The sequence below is a fragment of the Massilia psychrophila genome (assembly GCF_002760665.1).
In the GTDB taxonomy this organism is placed as follows: domain Bacteria; phylum Pseudomonadota; class Gammaproteobacteria; order Burkholderiales; family Burkholderiaceae_D; genus JAFCUW01.
Window position 1 is genome coordinate 13,070 of sequence record NZ_PDOB01000018.1, and the last position, 19,717, is coordinate 32,786.

Sequence of the window (19,717 nt, forward strand, 5' to 3'; positions counted from 1 at the left end):
CCATGCCGCTGATTATCATCATTGCACTACTGGTTGGCCTGCGCTTTTTTGACGTGTGGCGGTTTGCCGAAATGTCCTGGTGGTGGATCGCCGGCCTGATGGGATTCGCCTTCATCTGGTTCGAGTTCATCGAAAAGATGCTCGGCCTCGACAAGAAGAAAGAGCACAACGCCGACGAGCAGCGCCGCAAGGACCGCGTCAAGCAAGCGTTTAACAAGCGAAAATGAAAATGCGGTCTGACCGCATTTTCGGTTGAGGATGACGTACCGCAGGCGCTTACCCCGTAACGGCGCCCTTGCTGGCCGACGACGTTAGCGCGGCGAACTTGGCCAGCACGCCACGCGTGTAGCGCGGCGCCGGCTGCTTCCAGAGCTCTCTGCGGCGGGCGATTTCTTCGTCGGCCACGTTCAGCTGGATCAGCAACTGGCGCGCGTCGATCGTCACCGAATCGCCCTCTTCCACCAGCGCAATGACGCCGCCTTCGAAGGCTTCCGGCGCGACGTGCCCGACCACCATCCCCCAGGTGCCGCCCGAAAAACGGCCATCGGTGATCAAGCCGACCGATTCGCCCAGCCCCTTGCCGATCAGCGCGGCGGTCGGCGCCAGCATTTCCGGCATGCCCGGCCCGCCTTTCGGGCCAAGATAGCGCAACACCAGCACGTCGCCCGGCTGGATGGCGTCGGCCAGGATCGCGTCCATCGCCGTGTATTCGTCGTCGAACACGCGCGCCGGCCCGGTGATCACGGGATTTTTCAGGCCCGAAATTTTCGCCACGCAGCCTTCCGGCGACAGGTTACCCTTTAGCACGGCGAGGTGGCCCTGGGCGTACAGCGCCTTGTCGATGGTGCGGATGACGTCCTGGCCGGCCGGCGGCGTCGACGGAATGTCGGCCAACTGCTCGGCAATGGTCTGTCCCGTAATGGTGATGCAGTCACCGTGGAGCATGCCGGCGTCGAGCAGCAGTTTCATCACTTGCGGGATGCCGCCGGCCTTGTGCAGGTCGGTTGCGACGTACTGGCCGGACGGCTTCAGGTTGCAGATGACCGGCACCTTCAGGCGCACGCGCTCGAAGTCGTCGAGCGTCCATTCGACTTCAGCCGCGTAGGCGATCGCCAGGTAGTGCAGCACCGCGTTGGTCGAGCCGCCGGTGGCCATGATCAGCGATACCGCGTTCTCGATCGATTTGCGGTTGATGATGTCGCGCGGCTTGAGGTCGCGCTTGACCGCGTCGACCAGCACGCGCGCCGACTCGGCCGCAGAACCGACTTTTTCGTCGTCGGGATTGGCCATCGTCGACGAAAACGGCAGCGCCATGCCGAGCGCCTCGAACGACGACGACATGGTGTTGGCGGTGTACATACCGCCGCAGGAACCGGCCGACGGGCAGGCGTTGCGCTCGATGCCGTCGAAGTCTTCCTGCGACATGCGCCCGGCGGTAAATTCGCCGACTGCCTCGAAGGCCGAGACGATGGTCAGGTCCTTGCCCTTCCAGCGGCCCGGCTTGATGGTGCCGCCGTAGACGTAGATGCCCGGCACATTGGTGCGCGCCAGGGCGATCATCCCGCCCGGCATGTTCTTGTCGCAGCCGCCGATCACTACGACGCCGTCCATCCACTGGCCGTTGACCGCCGTTTCGATGCAGTCGGCGATCACTTCGCGCGAAATGAGCGAATACTTCATTCCTTCGGTCCCCATCGACATGCCGTCCGAGATGGTCGGTGTACCGAACACCTGGGCATTGCCGCCCGCCTCCTTGATGGTCGAAATGGCGATGTCGGCCAGCTTTTGCAGGCCCGAGTTGCACGGGGTGATGGTCGAGTGGGCATTGGCGACGCCGATCATCGGCTTGACGAAGTCTTCTGTCTCGTAACCCATCGCGTAGTACATCGAACGGTTCGGGCTGCGCGAGACGCCCTCGGTGATGTTGCGGGAACGACGGTTGTAGCGGGGCTGGTCGGCCATGGTGAACTCCTGTTGATCGATGGTGTGAGAATGCCTTGCCCGCCACCCCAAGTCAAATAGTTGATTCGCGTGTCTGTGAGTCGTAAAATGTATCAATCGCATCGACACACCGCATAACAGATATTATGAACATTGATCTGCGCCAGCTGCGCTATTTCGTCAGCGTTGCCGAAGAACTGCATTTCGGCCGCGCCGCCACACGACTGCACATGACCCAGCCGCCGCTGTCGCAGACTATCCTGGCACTCGAGGAAGCGTTGGGCGCGCCGCTGTTCCTGCGCAGCCGCCGCAGCGTGGCACTCACGCCCGCCGGGCGCGCGCTGCTGCCCGAAGCGCGCCGCATGCTGGCCCGGGCGGCCGATCTGCCCGAACTGGTGCGGCGCGCCGCCAGCGGAGAATCGGGCCGGCTTTCACTGGCGTTTGTCTCCTCGGCCGACTACAGCGTGCTGCCGCCTTTCCTGCGCAGCTACCGCGTGCAGTACCCGCAAGTGGCAATCAGCCTGCAGGAAGCGACGTCCGACGTGCAGGTCGACGAACTGCTGCACAACCGGGTCGACGCGGGCCTGTTGATCCCGCCGCTGCCCGACAAGGCGCGCGTCGAGCTCGACTACCTGAAGGTGTTCGACGAGCCGTTGATCCTGGCCGCTCCCGCCGGCCTCGACGCCTTACGCTTTGGCGGCCCGGTGTGGCTGAAGGACTTGCCGGCGCTGCCCCTGATTATTTTTCCGCGCCCGATCGCCCCCGGCCTGCACGATGCCATCCTGGGCTGTTTTCGCGGCGCCGGCATGACGCCGGCGATCGGCCAGCAGGCAATCCAGATGCAAACCATCGTCAGCCTGGTGTCGGCAGGCATGGGCCTGGCACTTGTGCCACAATCCGTGTCCAACCTGATGCGTCCGGGCGTAGAATACCGGGCGCTGCGCGACGTTTCCCCGCAAGTGGAAACCGGCCTGGCCTGGCGCCGCGACAACCGCTCGCCAGTGCTGCTGGGCTTTTTGGATTTACTAAGGAAGAACACACCATGCTGACCCACCCGATGCCCGACCCCGTGGCGTTCTCGATCGGCCCCGTACACGTGCATTGGTACGGCCTGATGTACGTACTGGCGTTCGCCATGTTCATCGCCCTCGGCCGCGTGCGCATCGGCCAGCCGCATATCGCCGCCCAGGGATGGAAGAAGGAAGACCTCGACGACATGCTGTTCTACGGCATGCTCGGCGTGATCGTCGGCGGACGCATGGGCGAAGTGCTGTTTTACACGCCGAAATATTTCCTCGAAAATCCGCTCGAGATTTTCATGATCTGGCGTGGCGGCATGTCGTTCCACGGCGGCTTCATCGGCGTCCTCATCGCGATGGCGCTGTGGGCTCGGAAATCCGGGCATAACTTGCTCGACGTCTACGACTTCATCGCACCACTGGTGCCGCTCGGTTATGCGGCCGGCCGCATGGGTAACTTCATCAACGCCGAACTGCCCGGCCGCGTCGCCGATGCCAGCCTGCCATGGGCAATGCGCTGGCCGGACACCCACTTCCCGCTGCATCCGGTGCCGGTGTTCCTCGAAGGCTTGCGCCACCCGTCTCCGCTGTACCAGATGCTGGTCGACGGCTTGCTGGTGTTCATCATCCTGTGGCTGTACGCCCGCAAGCGGCGCCCGCGGCTGGCGGTGGGCGCCACGTTCACCCTGCTGTACGGCTGCGCGCGTTTCTTTACCGAATACTTCCGCGTGCCGGATTGGCAGGTGACGGTTGCCGGCCTGCCCATCACGTCGGGCCAGGTGCTGTCGCTGCCGATGGTCGTCGGCGCGCTCGCCATGCTGGTTTGGGCCTACTCGCGCGAGCCGCATGGCGCGCCGGTGCCGCTTGCCGCCAACAAGAAAACTTAAGATGCGGATAAGAGCACACCGAACCATGAACCGACTTTCGACGCTGTTATTTTTTGCCGGCGCGCTGGCGCTGCCCTCCGTCCACGCCGCCGGCGCACCCGACGGCGCAAGCCTGTACCGGCAGAACTGCGCCCAGTGCCACGGCGAGCAACGCCAGGGCGGCGTGGGGCCAAGCCTGATGGCCCATGCCGGCAAAGCCAAGGCAGACCAGGCGGGCCTCGCCGCTATCATCGCCAACGGCGCGCCCGCGAAAGGCATGCCGGCCTGGCGTGGCGTCCTCGATGCGGCCCAGATCGGCGCCATCGCCGATTACTTGACGACAGCGCCGGTCGCTTCGGCCGCCGTCACGACTTATCCCGAATTGGCCAATTTCCGCCTGCCGGCCGGATTTTCGATCAGCGTGTTCAGCGACCAGGTGCCGAACGCGCGCAGCCTGGCGGTGTCACCAATAGGCGTGGTCTATGTTGGGTCGAGCAAGGCCGGCAAGGTCTACGCCCTGAGCAGCAGCAAGCAAGACGGTGTCATCGACAAGGTCGTGGTCGTCGCCGAAGGTTTGCAGCAGCCGAACGTCGCGTACCACGACGGCAGCCTGTATGTCGGCGAGATCGCGCGCGTGCTGCGCTTCGACCGCATTGACAGCAACTTCGAGCGCAAGCCGGCCTACCGGGTCATCAAGGCCGACCTGCCGAAGGACACCCACCACGGCGCCAAGGCCATCAAGGTCGGCCCGGACGGCAAGTTGTATATCCCGATCGGCGCGCCCTGCAATGTCTGCAACAACGAAGACCAGGTCTACTCGAAGATCTTCCGGATGGACACCGACGGTTCGCACTTCGAGGAATTTGCCCGCGGCGTGCGCAATTCGGTCGGTCTGGCCTGGCATCCGGTAACCCGGCAAATGTGGTTCACCGACAATGGGCGCGATTTGCTGGGCGATAACCTGCCTTCGGACAAGCTCAATCTGGCGCCCAAGGCCGGCCTGCATTTCGGTTTTCCTTACTGCGCCGGCGGCGTGCTGCCCGACCCCGAATTCGCGGCCGGCCGGCGCTGCGATGAATTCGTGGCGCCGATGGCCAAACTGGGACCGCACGTGGCGGCGCTGGGCTTGAATTTTAACGCGGGGACCATGTTCCCCGCGGCCTACAAAAACCAGCTCTTCATCGCCGAGCACGGCTCCTGGAACCGCAGCCAGAAGAGCGGCTACCGGGTGGCCCTGGTCACCCTGGCCGACAACCAGGTTGCCAGCGATACCGTGTTCATCGACGGCTTTCTGCAAGACGGCGTGGTGGTCGGGCGCCCGGTCGACATCGCATTCCTGCCTGACGGCTCGATGCTGGTGTCGGACGACTTCCGCGGCCGCGTCTACCGCATCGCGTACAAGGCGCCGGCGGCCGGCAAATAATCCGGGTTGGCGCGCTTGAAGCGGGCTTCGTAGAGCACGTCCGGCGACAGCTCGATGACATACACATGATGGTGGTAGCGGCGCGCCGTCAGCCAACCTGGCGCGCCAGCGCGACGCCTTTCCACAGCATGTAGATCGCCAGCGCGTACAGCAGGAAGGCAAACACCCGGCGCAGCCGCTGTACCGGCCAGCGGTGGGCGGTGCGCGCGCCGAGCGGCGCCATGATGACGCTGGCAGTGGCAATCACCGCCAGCGCCGGCAGGTAGACAAAGCCGAGCGAATAGGCCGGCAGGCCTGGCGCGTTCGAACCGAAAACCATGTTCGCCAGGGTGCCGGACAGCGCGATCGGAAAGCCGAGCGCGGCGCTGGTAGCCACCGCGCCATGGATCCGCACGCCGCACCAGGTCATGAACGGAATCGACACGAAGCCGCCGCCGGCGCCCACCAGGCCGGCCAGCACGCCGATCACGCCGCCGGCGCCGAACATGCCGGCCGTACCCGGCAAGTCGCGCCGGGTCGCCGGCTTGGCCGGGATCAGCATCTGGGTGGCGGCGACGGCAACGAACAGGCCGAAAAACAGCGCCAGCACGGTGGTGTTCATCTGCTTGGCGATCTACGGCCCGATCCAGGACCCGGCCAGAATGCCGGGCGAAAGCAGGCGCACGATCGGCCAGCGCACCGCGCCCTGCAGGTGATGCGCGCGCACCGATGAAATCGACGTAAACAGGATCGTAGCCAGGCAGGTGGCGATCGCCATGTGCACCACCAGTTGCGGCGGAAATTGCAGCGACGTGAAGATCATCGTCATGAACGGCACCAGGATCATGCCGCCGCCGATGCCGAGCAGGCCCGCCGCGAAGCCGCCGAAGATCCCCATCGCACACAAGGCCAGCACCAGCGTCCAGGTCATCGAGCGTGTTTCCAGTTGAGCGGGCAGCGCCCGGGTGCGGCATTCTACCGTGCCGCCCGGATGCGCAACGTGCACTGGTTTTTTCGGCTCGACACGGCGGCGTCGATCATTTTTACGGCCGCGGCTTATGCTCTCTGCCGCAGCCGTTTCAGGACCGCTTGCCATTGCCCGGCGGTGACCGGGGTGATCGACAGCCGGCTGCCCTTTTGCAGCAGCACCATGTCTTCCAGTTCGGGCATCGCGCGCATTTCCGACAAGGGCAGGTAGCGGCCCGGCTCCAGCGCGCGCACGTCGACCGATATCCAGCGCGGCGCATCCGGCGTCGCTTTCGGGTCGAAGTATTTGCCGTCCGTCTCAAACTGCGAATGGTCCGGATAAGCGGTGCTGGCCACTTCGGCGATGCCGGCGACGCCTGGCGCGGCGCAGCTGGAGTGATAGAACAGCACACCGTCGCCGGGGGCCATCTGGTCGCGTAAAAAATTGCGGGCCTGGTAATTGCGCACGCCGAACCAGGCCACCGTGTGCGCTTGTGCCGCCATCACGTCGTCGAAACTGACTTCGTCGGGTTCGGATTTCATCAACCAGTACTGCATGGGCGCCGCTCCGTCGAATACGCCGCGCATGAACTATAAACTGTCAACGCGGACAAAAAAAAACGGTCGCGCATCGAATGCGCACAACCGTTTTTTGCAAAATAAAGCCCCGCCTGTGCCGTCTTTGCCGGCATCCCGAACCAAACGGTTCAAGGTGGTCACAGTTAGTTCAATTTCGGGTTCGTCGGACTAGCGACGCTCACTCCCATCGAACATAATCCCGCAACCGGTGCACATAAATGGTTCAAGGAATATATGGCAATCGCGAACACCGCAGGGTGAGACGAAGTTTACTCCGATGAACTCACAAGTCAAACGAATTTGGCCGTTCAGAACAGATTTTCTTGCGGTGTGAGCGCGCCGTCCAAAACAGTGTGCATCGCCTCGATCTTCTGCTTGACTTCCAAAATCGACAGGTCCGACAACGGGCCTTGCGGCGCTTTGACGGACAGGAATTCGGCCGCCACGCTGAGCGCCGCCATCACCGCGATGCGGTCGGTGCCGCGTACCTTGCCGGCGTCGCGCAGCGCGCACATCTTGCCGTCGAGGTAAGCGACCGCTTCCTTCAGGGTGCGCTCCTCGCCTTCCTTGCAGGCCAGGCGGTAGGGATTGCCCATGATGCTGACGTCGAGCTGGATCATTGGGCTGCCTCATCATGGGTTGCGGTTGGAACAGCGGCCGCCGGAATTTTTTCGATCAGGGCGCTAACACGGCGCTGCGCCTCGGCCAGCAACGCCGTGTACCCGGCGTTTTCGGTGCCGAGAACGGCATTGGCTTGGCGTAAGCTGGCATTTTCACGGCGTAGCGACGCCGTCAGCTCGGCGAGCTGGTCAATTTTGTCGGATAAATCTTGAAATTCGGAAATCATCCGTCACTATAGAACCCGGAGCGAATTTCCGTCAATAGATTCAGTAAGTTAGCGCCGAGTAATGATGCGTTTTATTGGTTTCGGGCTGCAAGTAGCGGGATTCGCCGTGCGGCGCGGCGCCAGCTACGCACAGCGCGCATGGCGCGGCCCTGCGGCAACATGCAAACCAGCAAAAGTGCCGTGCAGACTTGCGTTGGCACAAAGGTTCAAGATAAATAAAGCAAATAAGCGTCTTGAAAAACCATCTTATCGTCCCTATAATTAGCACTCGTTGGCTGAGAGTGCTAACAAGTCGTTCAGGCAGTGCCGCCTACCCGGCGCTGCAATTTGAAGCACCGGATCGGTTACCGGTTTTTCCGGCAAGCCAGCCAAACCACTCAAACTAAAGGAGTTTTACATGAACCTTCGCCCTTTGCACGACCGCGTCATCGTCAAGCGTCTCGACCAGGAAACCAAAACCGCATCCGGCCTCATCATCCCTGACGCAGCCGCCGAAAAACCGGACCAGGGCGAGATCCTCGCCGTCGGTAACGGTAAAGTCCAGGACGACGGCAAGGTTCGCGCGCTGGAAGTCAAGGTCGGCGATCGCGTCCTGTTCGGCAAGTACTCCGGCCAGACCGTCAAGGTCGACGGCGACGAGCTGCTGGTCATGCGCGAAGAAGACATCATGGCCGTGCTGGTCAAGTAAAACAGACTTGCCGCGGTTTACCGCGGATTGACACCGTTTTTACAAAATTCCCGACAAATTTCCCCAACGGAGAAACAACATGGCAGCTAAAGATGTAGTATTCGGCGACGCAGCGCGCTCCAAGATGGTTGAAGGCGTCAATATCCTCGCCAACGCAGTCAAAGTCACCCTCGGCCCGAAAGGCCGTAACGTCGTCATCGAGCGCTCGTTCGGCGCGCCGACCATCACCAAGGACGGTGTATCGGTTGCGAAAGAAATCGAACTCAAAGACAAGCTCATGAACATGGGCGCGCAAATGGTCAAGGAAGTTGCTTCCCGCACCAGCGACAACGCCGGCGACGGCACCACCACCGCGACCGTGCTGGCACAAGCTATCGTGCGCGAAGGCATGAAGTTCGTTGCCGCCGGCATGAACCCGATGGACCTCAAGCGCGGCATCGACAAAGCAGTTTCCGCTACCGTCGCCGAGCTGGCCAAGATCTCCAAGCCATGCACCACCACCAAGGAAATCGCCCAGGTCGGCGCCATTTCGGCCAACTCGGACTACTCGATTGGCGAGCGTATCGCTGAAGCGATGGAAAAAGTCGGCAAGGAAGGCGTCATCACCGTTGAAGACGGCAAATCGCTCAACGACGAACTCGACATCGTCGAAGGCATGCAGTTCGACCGCGGCTACCTGTCGCCTTACTTCATCAACAATCCGGACAAGCAGGTATCGATCCAGGACAATCCGTTCGTGCTGCTGTGCGACAAGAAGATCTCGAACATCCGCGACCTGCTGCCGATCCTCGAGCAAGTTGCCAAAGCCGGCCGTCCGCTGCTGATCATCGCCGAAGACATCGAAGGCGAAGCACTGGCTACCCTGGTTGTCAACAACATCCGCGGCATCCTGAAAACTTGCGCGGTCAAGGCCCCAGGCTTTGGCGACCGTCGCAAGGCCATGCTGGAAGACATCGCTGTCCTGACCGGCGGCCAGGTCATCGCTGAAGAAGTCGGCCTGACCCTGGAAAAGGTCACGCTGGCAGAACTCGGCCAAGCCAAGCGCATCGAAGTGGGCAAGGAAAACACCATCATCATCGACGGTGCCGGCCAGGCCGAATCGATCGAAGCGCGCGTCAAGCAAGTGCGCGTGCAGATCGAAGAAGCGACGTCGGACTACGACCGCGAGAAGCTGCAAGAGCGCGTTGCCAAGCTGGCAGGCGGCGTTGCAGTGATCAAGGTCGGCGCTGCCACCGAAGTCGAAATGAAGGAAAAGAAAGCCCGCGTTGAAGATGCACTGCACGCAACCCGCGCCGCAGTCGAAGAAGGCATCGTGCCTGGCGGCGGCGTCGCCCTGTTGCGCGCACGCGCCAACATCACCGTCAAAGGCGATAACCCTGACCAGGAAGCCGGCATCAAGATCGTCCTGCGCGCAATGGAAGAGCCGCTGCGCATGATCGTTCAAAACGCTGGCGAAGAGCCATCGGTGGTGGTTGCCGCCGTGTTGGCCGGTACCGGCAACTTCGGTTACAACGCTGCCAACGGCACCTACGGCGACATGGTCGAAATGGGCGTCCTGGATCCAGCCAAGGTCACCCGCTCGGCACTGCAAAACGCAGCGTCGATCGCTGGCCTGATGCTGACCACCGATGCAATGGTGTGCGAGCAGGCTGAAGACAAGCAAGCCGGCGGCATGGGTGGCATGGGCGGCATGGGCGGCATGGGCGGTATGGACGGCATGATGTAATTGCTGTTTGCCTGATCCAAAAGCCTGCACGGTTTGCGCCGTGCAGGCTTTTTTGCATTCAGGCGCGGCACGCCCAAAATTGCCTGCCCTGTTCGCTTTTCGTTTTGCCATAATGCTATAATTGCAACATATATTCTGAGCATTTCCACAAGCGAAGGAGGTTCGACATGCCGCATCACCTGGAATTTTTTCATACCCCGCAAACCCGCTCGACCGGCGTACTGGCCTTGCTGAAGGAACTGAACGCCGAATTTACCGTCCACCGGATCGACCAGAAGGCTGGCGAGCAGCGCAAGCCGGAATACCTGGCGCTCAACCCGATGGGCAAGGTGCCGGCCATCCTGCACGGCGGCGCCCTGGTGACCGAGCAAGTCGCCATCTACCTTTATTTGGCGGACCTGTATCCGGATGCCGCGCTGGCGCCGCGCATCGGCGATCCGCTGCGCGGACCCTACCTGCGCTGGATCGCCTTCTACGGTTCCTGCTTCGAGCCGGCCGTTGTCGACCGTTCGCTCAAGCGCGAGCAGGCGCCCCAAGGCCTTTGCCCGTATGGCGACTACGACACCATGCTTTCGACCTTGACCACGCAGCTTGAAAAAGGCCCGTACCTGCTGGGCGAGGTCTTCAGCGCGGCCGACGTATTGTGGGGCAACGCGCTGGGGTGGACGACGGCATTTGGCCTGGTGCCCAAACTACCCGCAATCACGCAATACGTCGAGCGGATCATGGGCCGCCCAACCATCGCTGCCGCCGTCGCCAGCGATGCTGCCGCGGCTCGCTGATGCGAACACTGGTGGACTAAACCGGGTCAGACCCGGTTTAGAGGAAACTATCGCCCGAGGCCAATGAATATTGCCTGAACATCATTGTTAGTTTAGTATGGATGTTCACCACAAAGGCTTATCCATGCACATGCGGCAAAAGCGCGACACACCGTCCAAAAGAGTCCAGTTCACCGCCTTGCTGGTGCTTGTGGCAGCAACGGCAACCATTTTCGGTTGTCGCGGCGAAAAGCCGGCCGCGCCGGCGATGGCATCCGTCACGCCCGCCACTCCCGTTGCACCGGTCGCCAAGGTGCGCACCAGGCAACAGGCGATGGAAGCGCTGATGGCGCTGCCGGAGTTGAAGGCATGGTCGAGCCGGATCGAAAAATCGTCCGGCGGCGCATTGCGTAGCGCGCTGGTCGAATACGACCCGCAGCCAAGACTCATCAAAGGCAAGCGCTACTTTCAGCTGAGCTTCGTCGAAAACGGCAGCGATGCAGCGCGCCGCTGGGAAAGCTTTTTGGTACCCGAGACCGGCGACGACATCCTGGTCGACGATGCCGCCACCGACAAGACGTTGACGCTGGCGCAATGGCGCGCGGCGACGAAGCCGATGGAGCGCGCCGGCGCTAACTAACCGCGCTGCCGAACCAGGCGCCGAATGGCGGCAGCGACACCACTGCGTTCGCAGCGCTGCCCGGCAGGCCGTGGCCTTCGAGCGCGGTTGCGCCTTGCGCCTCTCGCCAGGCGAAGCTGACCGGGTCAGGGCCGAGGTTGAACACTGCCAGCAGCCCTGGATGGCCGGTCAGGTCGCGCCGCAGTGCCAGTATGGGTTCCGGGGCGTCGAAGAAGACGATCTCGCCGCGGGTGAGCTGCGGCTGATTGCGGCGCCAGGCGATCAGGCGGCGCGCCGCGTTCAACGTCGATGCGGGATCGATTTCCTGGTTCGACACCGCCGCGACGACGTGGATTGGATCGACCGGCAGCCACGGCGCGCCGCTCGTAAAACCGGCGTTCGGTGCATCGGAAGTCCACGGCATCGGCGTGCGGCAGCCGTCGCGCCCCTTGAACTCGGGCCAGAACGTGATGCCGTACGGGTCCTGCAGCAATTCGAACGGCACGTCCGCTTCGGTCAGCGCCAGCTCGTCGCCCTGGTACAGGCACGGCGTACCCTTGAGCGAGAGCTGCATCGCCAGCACCACCTTGGCCAGCGCCGGTGTCGGCTGCGCGCCGCCCCAGCGCGTCATCACGCGGACGCTGTCGTGGTTACCCACCGACCACGAGGCCCAGCCACCCTTGACGCGCGCTTCGAACTGTTCGACCTGGCTGCGGATGTGCGCCGCCGAGAACTGGGGCGTGAGCAGGTTGAAGCTGTAGGCCATGTGCAGCTTGTCGCCGTCGGCGGTGTAGTCGGCCATCACCGCCAGCGCATCGTCGGCGCCGACTTCGCCGATGGCGATCGCGCCGAACTCGTTGAGCAGGCTACGGATGCGTTTGAGGTAATCGATGTTTTCCGGCTGCGTCTTGTCGTACACGTGGGCCTGCATGCCGTACGGGTTGACGTCGGTGACGGTGGCCGTGTCGCGCGTGAGCGCCGGCGGATTGCTGCGCAATTGGCGATCGTGGAAGTGGAAATTGCAGGCGTCCATGCGAAAACCGTCGACGCCGCGCTCGAGCCAGAAGCGCAGGTTGTCGAGGTGGGCCTGCTGGACTGCCGGATGGTGAAAATTCATGTCCGGCTGGCTGGCCAAAAAGTTATGCAGGAAGTACTGCTTGCGCCGGCTGTCCCATTGCCACGCCGAGCCGCCGAACACCGACAGCCAGTTGTTGGGCGGGTTGCCGTCCGCGCGCGGATCGGCCCAGACGTACCAGTCGGCCTTCGGATTGTCCCGATTGTTGCGGCTCTCGGCGAACCACGGATGTGCTTCCGCCGTGTGCGACAACACCTGGTCGATCATGATTTTCAGGCCGAGGCCGTGGGCTTTCGCGACCAGCCGGTCGAAGTCGGCCAAGGTGCCGAACAGCGGGTCGACGTCGCAGTAGTCCGAGACGTCGTAGCCAAAATCCTTCATGGGCGACTTGAAGAATGGCGAGATCCACACGATGTCGACACCGAGTGCGGCGATGTAGTCGAGTTTTGCCGTAATGCCGGGCAGGTCGCCGACGCCGTCGCCGTTGGTGTCGAGAAAGCTGCGCGGATAGACCTGGTAGATCACGGCTTCACGCCACCATGGGGAGTCGGGAATGTGCATGTGCGTCCAATGAAGAAAATTTTGTACATAATATACATCAGGAAATCGGTTTTCACAATGCGCCGACGAAAGCGCGCTTCACAACTAATTCCTATATACGTCAATTAGTTACGACTATTTTTCGTATTATGGAGCGCGACATATAGCACGCAGACAGTAGTTAAACTACATTAATTTGCCAAATTTTCTTTCGCAACGCATTTTCCTGTTGCCAGTATTGCAGCTTCAGCTTAGGATCGCGTCTAGTTAAAAACGAAAGAGTGCATATGTCGCAGACAGCTATGCTGGATTCGCAGGCCGCAAGCAAGGCGGGAACCGGGAGCATGCCGGCGCAAGTGAAGTACATCATCGCCAACGAAGGCTGCGAGCGTTTCAGCTTCTACGGCATGCGCAACATCCTGACGCCCTTCCTGATCAGCACATTGCTGCTGTTCCTGCCGGTGGCCGACCGCGCCAGCGAAGCCAAGCACGTGTTCCACACCTTCGTCATCGGCGTCTACTTCTTCCCGCTGCTGGGCGGCTGGATCGCCGACCGTTTCTTTGGCAAATACAATACCGTGTTCTGGTTAAGCCTGGTCTACTGCGCCGGCCACGCCTGTCTGGCCGCTTTCGAGGACAACCTCAAGGGTTTCTATTTCGGCCTGTTCCTGATCGCACTGGGATCGGGCGGCATCAAGCCGCTGGTGGCGTCCTTCGTCGGCGACCAGTTTGACCAGACCAACAAGCACAAGGCCAAGCTGGTGTTCGATGCCTTCTACTGGATCATCAACTTCGGCTCTTTCTTTGCGTCGCTGCTGATGCCGCTTTTCCTGAAAAGCTACGGGCCGTCGGTCGCCTTCGGCATTCCCGGCATCCTGATGTTCATCGCCACCATCGTTTTCTGGATGGGCAAGCGCAAGTACGTCCACGTGCCGCCGGCGCCGCCTGACCCGGATTCCTTCATGCGCGTGGCGCGCAGCGCGCTGCTGGCGCGCCGTCCCGGCCGGTGGCGCCTTGGCCTGGGCGTTGCCATCTTCGGTGCCCTGGGGGCCGTGCTGTCGCTGGCAATGTCGTTCCAGTGGGGCTTTGTCATCAGCGCCTGCGGCGCGCTGGTGCTGCTGCTCGCGTTCGGCGGCATCGGCACCTCGATGCAGCTCGAACGCGCGCGCGGGATCCATCCCGACGCCGCCGTCGACGCCGTGCGCGCGGTGCTGCGCATCCTGATCGTGTTTGCGCTGGTAACGCCGTTCTGGTCCCTGTTCGACCAAAAGGCGTCGACCTGGATCGTGCAGGCCAACTCGATGACCCATACCATGTCCTTGTTCGGCAACCAGTTCACCTTCCTGCCAGCCCAGATGCAGGCCCTGAACCCGCTGATGGTAATGATCCTGATCCCCTTCAATAACATGGTGCTGTTCCCCCTGATCGCCCGCATGGGCATCGAGGTGACGGCGCTGCGCCGCATGACCACCGGCATCGCATTCACCGCGCTGGCCTGGGTCGTCATCGGCGTCATCCAGAGCTCGATGGACGCCGGCACGCCGACCTCGATGGCGTGGCAGATCCTGCCGTACGCGATCCTCACGATGGGCGAAGTGCTGGTGTCGGCCACCGGCCTCGAATTCGCCTACAGCCAGGCGCCGCCATCGATGAAAGGCATCATCATGGCTTTCTGGAGCCTGGCGATAACGGTCGGCAGCCTGTGGGTCCTGATCGTCAACTCCAGCGTCAAGCACGACGCGGTGCTGGGATACATCAGCCACAGCGGCATGGGCGTGATCGCCTTCCAGATGTATTTCTTCGCCGCGTTTGCGTTTGCCGCCGCCGTCGTTTTCGGCTGGTATGCCACGCGCTACCGGATGACCAACAACTACCGCGTTTGAGCTGGAACATCACACTATTGGAGAGTTACATTGAGTAGCCACGCGCGCCGGGCCGGCGCTGTCATTGCGGCCGTTGGCGCGCTGTCAATCACCTGCGCTTCAGCCTACGCTTCGGCCATGCCTCTTTCCGCCTGCGACAGCGCCTCGCACCAAAGCGTGCTGCGCGCTTCCGCCGAACACCTCGACGCGCGCGCGCTATGGCTTGACCGGCGCCACGCCAAGTGGCCGGGGGCCGATGGCACGGGCGTCTTCAGGCTGTATTACTCCGCCGACGGCGCGATTAATACCCGGATTGGCGCTGCCGTCACCGGCGCCGCCGGCGCGCTGACGCTCGACGTCGCGGCCGACCCAAATCCCCCCCGTTTCAGGTATCTCGGCTCTGGCGTCGTGGTGACGCTCAGAGACGGCGACCTGGCTCACCTGCCCGCGCTGCACCGCCAGCAACTGGTGCTGGTGCAGGAAGACCAGAGCGGCAAAGTGCGGGCGGCGACCCGGCTGCAAGCGGCCGGCGCGCTCGACGACCTGTTCGCCGCCGCTGTCGATGCGCCCGATCTGGGCGTGACCGTCGGCAAAGCCGGCACCGCCTTCAAGCTGTGGGCACCGACCGCGCAACAGGTGGCGGTGTGCACCTACGCCGGCGGCAGCGGGAACGGTAAATCTGGTGCGGCAGCCATCGCGCCGATGAAGCAGGACGCGCGCTCGGGCATCTGGAGTGCGTCGACGCCCGTTGACCTCAGCGGCAAGTACTACACTTACCTGGTCGATGTCGTCATCGACGGCGCCGGCGTCGTGCGCAACCTTGTCACCGACCCGTATTCGGTCAGCCTGACCACCGATTCCAAACGCAGCTACATCGCCGACCTGTCGGCCGCGGCCCTCAAGCCGGCCGGCTGGGACCGCATACCGGCGCCAAACACCGTCAGGGCGCAGACCGACATGGTGGTCTACGAGCTGCACGTGCGCGATTTTTCGATCAACGACCCTACCGTCAGCGCGGCGCGGCGCGGCAAGTACGCCGCCTTCGGCGAAGCCGGCTCGAACGGCATGAAGCACCTGGCCGCCTTGCGCCGCGCTGGCCTGACCGACATCCACCTGCTGCCGGTGTACGACATCGCCAGCGTGCCGGAAAAAGGCTGTGCGATGCCGGCACCAGGCGGCGCTGCCGACGGCGAGTCCCAGCAGGCGCTGGTGAAACAAACCGCTGACACCGACTGCTTCAACTGGGGCTACGACCCGTATCACTTCAATGCGCCGGAAGGCAGCTACGCCAGCGATCCCCTCGACGGCGCGCGCCGCATCGTCGAACTGCGCGAGATGGTGAAAAATTTGCACCGCCTCGGCCTGCGGGTCGGCATGGACGTCGTCTACAACCACACCTTCGCCGCCGGCCAGGACGAAAAGTCGGTGCTCGACCGGATCGTGCCGGGCTATTACCACCGGCTGGACGCGGCCGGCGCCGTCGAGCGTTCGACCTGCTGCGCCAATACCGCCACCGAAAACCTCATGATGGGCAAGCTGATGATCGATTCGGCCGTGCTGTGGGCGACGCAGTACCGCATCGACTCGTTCCGCTTCGACCTGATGGGGCACCAGCCGCGCCCGGTGATGGAGCAGCTGCAGCGCCGGGTCGACGCCGCCAGCGGCCGCCACGTGCAGCTGATCGGCGAAGGCTGGAACTTCGGCGAGGTGGCCGACGGCAAGCGCTTCGTGCAGGCGTCGCAGTTGTCGCTGAACGGCAGCGGCATCGGCACCTTCAGCGACCGCGCGCGCGACGCCATGCGCGGCGGCGCAGCCGGCGACGCGGGCGAAAAATTGATCAGCCAGCAGGGCTACATCAACGGCCTGGTGTACGACCCGAATGCGCTGACGGCCAAGCGTCCGCTTGCGGACCTGGTGCGCGCGGCCGACATGGTCAAGGTCGGCCTGGCCGGCTCGCTGCGCCGCTACCAGATGGTCACGGGCGACGGCGCCACGCGCGCGCTGGCGGACATCGATTACGGCGGCCAGCCGGCCGGCTACGCCAGCGAGCCGGGCGAAGCGGTCAACTATGTCGAGAACCACGACAACCAGACGCTGTTCGACATCAACGTGTTCAAGCTGCCGGTCGCCACCACCGGTGCCGAGCGCGCGCGCGTGCAGATGCTCGGCGCGGCGATCAACGCCTTTAGCCAGGGAGTGGCCTACTTCCACGCCGGCATCGACACGCTGCGTTCCAAGTCGCTCGATCGCAACAGCTTCAATGCGGGCGACTGGTTCAACCGGATCGACTGGAGCTACCAGGACAATTACTTCGGTACGGGCGCGCCGCCGTTTGGTGACAACGGCAAGGACTACGCGCAGATCTTGCCCTTGCTGGCGAACGCCGCGCTGAAACCCGCGCCCGCGGACATCGGCTTTGCGCGCGACGTGTTTCGCGACCTGCTGGCAATTCGCGCCAGTTCGACCCTGTTTCGCATGCGCAGTGCGGCCGACGTTCGCCAGCGCCTGCGCTTTTACAACACCGGTCCCAGCCAGCAGCCGACCGTGATCGCCGCCCGCCTCGACGGCCAGGGCTATGCCGGCGCCAGGTACAAGTACGTCAGTTACTTCATCAACGTCGACAAGGCCGCGCACAGCGTCGTCATCGCCGCCGAAAAATCCAGGCGCTACCGGCTGCATCCGGCGCAGCGGGCCGACCCGCGCGTCAAGGCGGCCACTTACGACAGCGCCAGCGGGACCTTCAGCATTCCCGCGCGCACGGCGGTGGTGTTCGTCGAGTAGAGCTGGCTGGCGCCGGCGCCGTTGTTGTTGCCGTTGAAGCGCCGCGCTACAAGTCGAGGTGCGAGATCAGCAGGCGGCCCTGGGCGGAGGTGTCGCCCTCCTCCGGCGCGCCGAGTGAAATTCCGACCGACATGATATCGATCAGCAGCAGCTGCAGGATGCGCGAGATCATCGACAGGAAGGTGGTGCTGTCCTCGCTGTGATCGACCGCCAGGCAAATGCTGGCCTTTTTCGCCAGCGCCGATTTGCTGCCGGTAATCGCAATGACGTCGGCGCCGGCCGCGCGCGCGGTATCGACCGCCGCCAGCAGTTCGGGTAGCTCGCCCGAACTGGAAATTGCGATCACCACGTCGCCCTGCTGCAGCAGGGCGGCCGCCAGCGTAAACAGATGCGAGTCGCCGTACGACGACGTCGGTATGCGAAAGCGGAAGAACTTGTGCTGGCCGTCCAGCGCCACCACGCGCGAATTGCCCATCGCGTAAAACTCGACGCGGTTGGCCTTGCGCAGCAGTGCGATGGCGCGGTCGATCGACGCCACGTCGAGCTGGTCGCGAAATTTCAAAATCGCCGAGACGGTATTGTCGATCACCTTGGCCGACAGCTCGTGGGTGCTGTCGGAGATGCGCACCTGGCTGTGGCGTACGGGAATCGTGCCGGTCAGGCTGCTGGCAAACTTGAGTTTGAAGTCGGCCAGGCCAAGGAAACCGAGCGAGCGGCAAAAGCGGATCACCGTCGGCTGGCTCACTTCGGCCAGCCGCGCGATTTCGGCAATCGGTTCGCCCAGCACTTTGCGCGGATGCTCGAGCACCAGCGTGGCGACGCGCTGTTCGGCGGGCGACAGCTCGTGCTGCAGGTGCTGCACGCGCTCCATCAGCGTGTTGGCGCCGCTGCGCCCGCGCAGGTGTTCGGAGAGTATCGTCGCCACGCCGTAGAACGCCGGATTGGGCGTCATGATGACGTAGGTCGGGATCTGCGCCAGGTAATCGGTGAAGCGGCCCTTGGCTTCGAAGCGAGCGCGAAACGGCGATTGTGCGAACCACTCGGCCATGCGCGGCACGATGCCGCCGCCGATGAAAACGCCGCCGAAGGCGCCCAGCGTCACCGCCAGGTTGGCCGCAGCGCCGCCCAGCATGCCGCTGAAGCATTCGAGCGTTTCGAGGCACAGCGGATCGTGCTCGTCGAGCGCGCCGGTGATGATGTCGGGCGAGCTGCGGCCGCCGGGAGCGACGGCCACGCCGTTGCGCTGGGCCAGCGCGCGATAGATGATTTCCATGCCCGGCCCGGAGATGAGCCGTTCGTTGGAAACGTGCGGCCACTCGTTCCAGGCGAACTGCAGGATCGAGAACTCGCGCTCGTTGGCCGGTGCGAAATTGACGTGGCCACCCTCGCTGCCCAGGGTAACGAAGCCGTCGACGGTCGGAATCACGGCCGACACGCCAAGCCCGGTACCGGGCCCCAGCACCCCGATGACCGCGTTGGCTTGCGCCTCGCCGGCGCCGACCTGCATCAGGTCGGCGCCGGACAAGCCAGGCAGCGACATCGCCAGCGCCGTGAAGTCATTGACGATCAACAGCGTCGACAGACCCAGTTCGCGGCGCACCTCGTCGGTCGAGAACTGCCAGTCGCGGTTGGTCATGCGGATCAGGTCGCCGCTGATCGGGTTGGCCAGCGCGAAAGCGCCGTGGTTGATGCGGGTGCCGGCGTGGTCCGCTAGGTACGAGTGCAGCAGCGGCACGATGCCGGTGAAGTCGTCGCACCTGAGCACGCGCACCGCGCGTAGCACGCCGGGCGCCGTTTCAAGCGCAAAGCGCGCATGCGTGGCGCCGATATCGGCCAGCAGGCGCGGGCCGTCGGCGTAGGCGGTGCGGCTGTATTTCTGTTCGGTGTCGAAGTCTTTGGTCATCGCGTAGAGTAGGCAGCTTCGACGAACATCGCCGGTTCGCGCATAGCATACCCGATTGCATGAAATACATCAAAGAGCAAGAGGCTGCAGTCGAACGCGCTGGCGTTGTCGTTAGCCCATACTTCCCACGTCATTCCCGCTC

At 63.3% G+C, this 19,717-nt stretch carries 17 protein-coding genes, 1 other RNA gene and 1 pseudogene; 10 read left to right on the forward strand and 9 right to left on the reverse strand.

The window, feature by feature from the left end; translation table 11 throughout:
* The first annotated feature begins 2 nt into the window (after positions 1 to 2).
* Positions 3 to 227, forward strand: a complete 225-nt coding sequence (locus CR103_RS12535) for a TIGR04438 family Trp-rich protein (protein ID WP_099916325.1) — start codon at positions 3 to 5, stop codon at positions 225 to 227.
* Positions 228 to 276: 49 nt separating this feature from the next.
* Here CR103_RS12535 and ilvD read toward each other — a convergent pair whose 3' ends face one another.
* On the reverse strand, positions 277 to 1,962 hold the full coding sequence (gene ilvD / locus CR103_RS12540; protein WP_099916326.1) for a dihydroxy-acid dehydratase: 1,686 nt from the start codon (positions 1,960 to 1,962) through the stop codon (positions 277 to 279).
* Between the two features lie 125 nt (positions 1,963 to 2,087).
* Between ilvD and CR103_RS12545 the strand changes: the two genes are divergently transcribed.
* From CR103_RS12545 to CR103_RS12555, 3 genes are read left to right on the forward strand one after another with little or no spacing between them, the layout of a single operon-like run.
* A complete protein-coding gene (locus CR103_RS12545; RefSeq protein ID WP_099916327.1) occupies positions 2,088 to 2,990 on the forward strand; it encodes a LysR family transcriptional regulator in 903 nt (300 codons plus the stop codon).
* Positions 2,984 to 3,847 carry a prolipoprotein diacylglyceryl transferase gene (lgt, locus tag CR103_RS12550; RefSeq protein ID WP_099916328.1) on the forward strand — a complete coding sequence of 288 codons (864 nt, stop codon included), beginning with the start codon at positions 2,984 to 2,986 and terminating at the stop codon, positions 3,845 to 3,847. Before CR103_RS12545 ends, lgt begins: the two co-directional genes overlap by 7 nt.
* Before the next feature lie 25 nt (positions 3,848 to 3,872).
* Complete coding sequence (locus tag CR103_RS12555) at positions 3,873 to 5,249, forward strand: c-type cytochrome (protein ID WP_099916329.1); 1,377 nt, start codon at positions 3,873 to 3,875, stop codon at positions 5,247 to 5,249.
* On the opposite strand, the gene CR103_RS22695 is transcribed toward CR103_RS12555, so the two are convergent.
* The 6 genes and pseudogenes from CR103_RS22695 to CR103_RS12580 all read right to left on the reverse strand — a co-directional run bounded on the left by CR103_RS22695 (position 5,210) and on the right by CR103_RS12580 (position 7,620).
* A complete protein-coding gene (locus CR103_RS22695; RefSeq protein ID WP_180279371.1) occupies positions 5,210 to 5,374 on the reverse strand; it encodes a hypothetical protein in 165 nt (54 codons plus the stop codon). The two genes, CR103_RS12555 and CR103_RS22695, sit on opposite strands and share 40 nt — an antisense overlap.
* Positions 5,338 to 6,159 (reverse strand): annotated as a pseudogene (locus tag CR103_RS12560) (sulfite exporter TauE/SafE family protein). Before CR103_RS12560 ends, CR103_RS22695 begins: the two are co-directional and overlap by 37 nt.
* Positions 6,160 to 6,284: 125 nt before the next feature.
* Positions 6,285 to 6,752, reverse strand: a complete 468-nt coding sequence (locus tag CR103_RS12565; protein ID WP_099916364.1) for an EVE domain-containing protein — start codon at positions 6,750 to 6,752, stop codon at positions 6,285 to 6,287.
* Between the two features lie 102 nt (positions 6,753 to 6,854).
* Positions 6,855 to 7,035: non-coding RNA, 6S RNA (gene ssrS / locus CR103_RS12570), on the reverse strand.
* A gap of 46 nt (positions 7,036 to 7,081) precedes the next feature.
* Positions 7,082 to 7,393 (reverse strand): cell division protein ZapA, encoded by a 312-nt coding sequence (locus tag CR103_RS12575; protein ID WP_099916330.1) that lies wholly within the window; start codon positions 7,391 to 7,393, stop codon positions 7,082 to 7,084.
* Positions 7,390 to 7,620 carry a hypothetical protein gene (locus CR103_RS12580; protein WP_099916331.1) on the reverse strand — a complete coding sequence of 77 codons (231 nt, stop codon included), beginning with the start codon at positions 7,618 to 7,620 and terminating at the stop codon, positions 7,390 to 7,392. Before CR103_RS12580 ends, CR103_RS12575 begins: the two co-directional genes overlap by 4 nt.
* A gap of 397 nt (positions 7,621 to 8,017) precedes the next feature.
* Between CR103_RS12580 and groES the strand changes: the two genes are divergently transcribed.
* The 4 genes from groES (at position 8,018) to CR103_RS12600 (ending at position 11,435) form a co-directional block, all read left to right on the forward strand.
* Complete coding sequence (groES, locus tag CR103_RS12585) at positions 8,018 to 8,308, forward strand: co-chaperone GroES (RefSeq protein ID WP_099916332.1); 291 nt, start codon at positions 8,018 to 8,020, stop codon at positions 8,306 to 8,308.
* Between the two features lie 79 nt (positions 8,309 to 8,387).
* Positions 8,388 to 10,034, forward strand: a complete 1,647-nt coding sequence (gene groL, locus CR103_RS12590; protein ID WP_099916333.1) for a chaperonin GroEL — start codon at positions 8,388 to 8,390, stop codon at positions 10,032 to 10,034.
* Positions 10,035 to 10,201: 167 nt separating this feature from the next.
* Positions 10,202 to 10,816 carry a glutathione S-transferase family protein gene (locus CR103_RS12595; protein WP_099916334.1) on the forward strand — a complete coding sequence of 205 codons (615 nt, stop codon included), beginning with the start codon at positions 10,202 to 10,204 and terminating at the stop codon, positions 10,814 to 10,816.
* A 124-nt stretch (positions 10,817 to 10,940) separates the two neighbouring features.
* The gene (locus CR103_RS12600) at positions 10,941 to 11,435 is read left to right on the forward strand and encodes a hypothetical protein (protein ID WP_229443037.1); all 495 of its coding nucleotides are present in this window, start codon (positions 10,941 to 10,943) and stop codon (positions 11,433 to 11,435) included.
* On the opposite strand, the gene CR103_RS12605 is transcribed toward CR103_RS12600, so the two are convergent.
* On the reverse strand, positions 11,428 to 13,050 hold the full coding sequence (locus tag CR103_RS12605; protein ID WP_099916335.1) for an alpha-amylase family glycosyl hydrolase: 1,623 nt from the start codon (positions 13,048 to 13,050) through the stop codon (positions 11,428 to 11,430). The two genes, CR103_RS12600 and CR103_RS12605, sit on opposite strands and share 8 nt — an antisense overlap.
* Before the next feature lie 323 nt (positions 13,051 to 13,373).
* Between CR103_RS12605 and CR103_RS12610 the strand changes: the two genes are divergently transcribed.
* The gene (locus CR103_RS12610; protein ID WP_099916366.1) at positions 13,374 to 14,912 is read left to right on the forward strand and encodes a POT-type proton-dependent oligopeptide transporter; all 1,539 of its coding nucleotides are present in this window, start codon (positions 13,374 to 13,376) and stop codon (positions 14,910 to 14,912) included.
* A 117-nt stretch (positions 14,913 to 15,029) separates the two neighbouring features.
* A complete protein-coding gene (locus CR103_RS12615) occupies positions 15,030 to 17,672 on the forward strand; it encodes an alpha-1,6-glucosidase domain-containing protein (protein WP_099916367.1) in 2,643 nt (880 codons plus the stop codon).
* A gap of 46 nt (positions 17,673 to 17,718) precedes the next feature.
* On the opposite strand, the gene CR103_RS12620 is transcribed toward CR103_RS12615, so the two are convergent.
* Positions 17,719 to 19,575: a glucokinase gene (locus CR103_RS12620; protein ID WP_099916336.1), complete on the reverse strand. Its 1,857-nt coding sequence runs from the start codon at positions 19,573 to 19,575 to the stop codon at positions 17,719 to 17,721.
* Positions 19,576 to 19,717: the final 142 nt, after the last annotated feature.

Bases quoted from the DNA above. Each gene is read 5' to 3' on its own strand.
- CR103_RS12535 (WP_099916325.1), top strand. From the start codon at position 3: ATGCCGCTGATTATCATCATTGCACTACTGGTTGGCCTGCGCTTTTTT.
- ilvD (WP_099916326.1), bottom strand. From the start codon at position 1,962: ATGGCCGACCAGCCCCGCTACAACCGTCGTTCCCGCAACATCACCGAG.
- CR103_RS12545 (WP_099916327.1), top strand. From the start codon at position 2,088: ATGAACATTGATCTGCGCCAGCTGCGCTATTTCGTCAGCGTTGCCGAA.
- lgt (WP_099916328.1), top strand. From the start codon at position 2,984: ATGCTGACCCACCCGATGCCCGACCCCGTGGCGTTCTCGATCGGCCCC.
- CR103_RS12555 (WP_099916329.1), top strand. From the start codon at position 3,873: ATGAACCGACTTTCGACGCTGTTATTTTTTGCCGGCGCGCTGGCGCTG.
- CR103_RS12565 (WP_099916364.1), bottom strand. From the start codon at position 6,752: ATGCAGTACTGGTTGATGAAATCCGAACCCGACGAAGTCAGTTTCGAC.
- CR103_RS12575 (WP_099916330.1), bottom strand. From the start codon at position 7,393: ATGATCCAGCTCGACGTCAGCATCATGGGCAATCCCTACCGCCTGGCC.
- CR103_RS12580 (WP_099916331.1), bottom strand. From the start codon at position 7,620: ATGATTTCCGAATTTCAAGATTTATCCGACAAAATTGACCAGCTCGCC.
- groES (WP_099916332.1), top strand. From the start codon at position 8,018: ATGAACCTTCGCCCTTTGCACGACCGCGTCATCGTCAAGCGTCTCGAC.
- groL (WP_099916333.1), top strand. From the start codon at position 8,388: ATGGCAGCTAAAGATGTAGTATTCGGCGACGCAGCGCGCTCCAAGATG.
- CR103_RS12595 (WP_099916334.1), top strand. From the start codon at position 10,202: ATGCCGCATCACCTGGAATTTTTTCATACCCCGCAAACCCGCTCGACC.
- CR103_RS12600 (WP_229443037.1), top strand. From the start codon at position 10,941: ATGCACATGCGGCAAAAGCGCGACACACCGTCCAAAAGAGTCCAGTTC.
- CR103_RS12605 (WP_099916335.1), bottom strand. From the start codon at position 13,050: ATGCACATTCCCGACTCCCCATGGTGGCGTGAAGCCGTGATCTACCAG.
- CR103_RS12610 (WP_099916366.1), top strand. From the start codon at position 13,374: ATGCCGGCGCAAGTGAAGTACATCATCGCCAACGAAGGCTGCGAGCGT.
- CR103_RS12615 (WP_099916367.1), top strand. From the start codon at position 15,030: ATGCCTCTTTCCGCCTGCGACAGCGCCTCGCACCAAAGCGTGCTGCGC.
- CR103_RS12620 (WP_099916336.1), bottom strand. From the start codon at position 19,575: ATGACCAAAGACTTCGACACCGAACAGAAATACAGCCGCACCGCCTAC.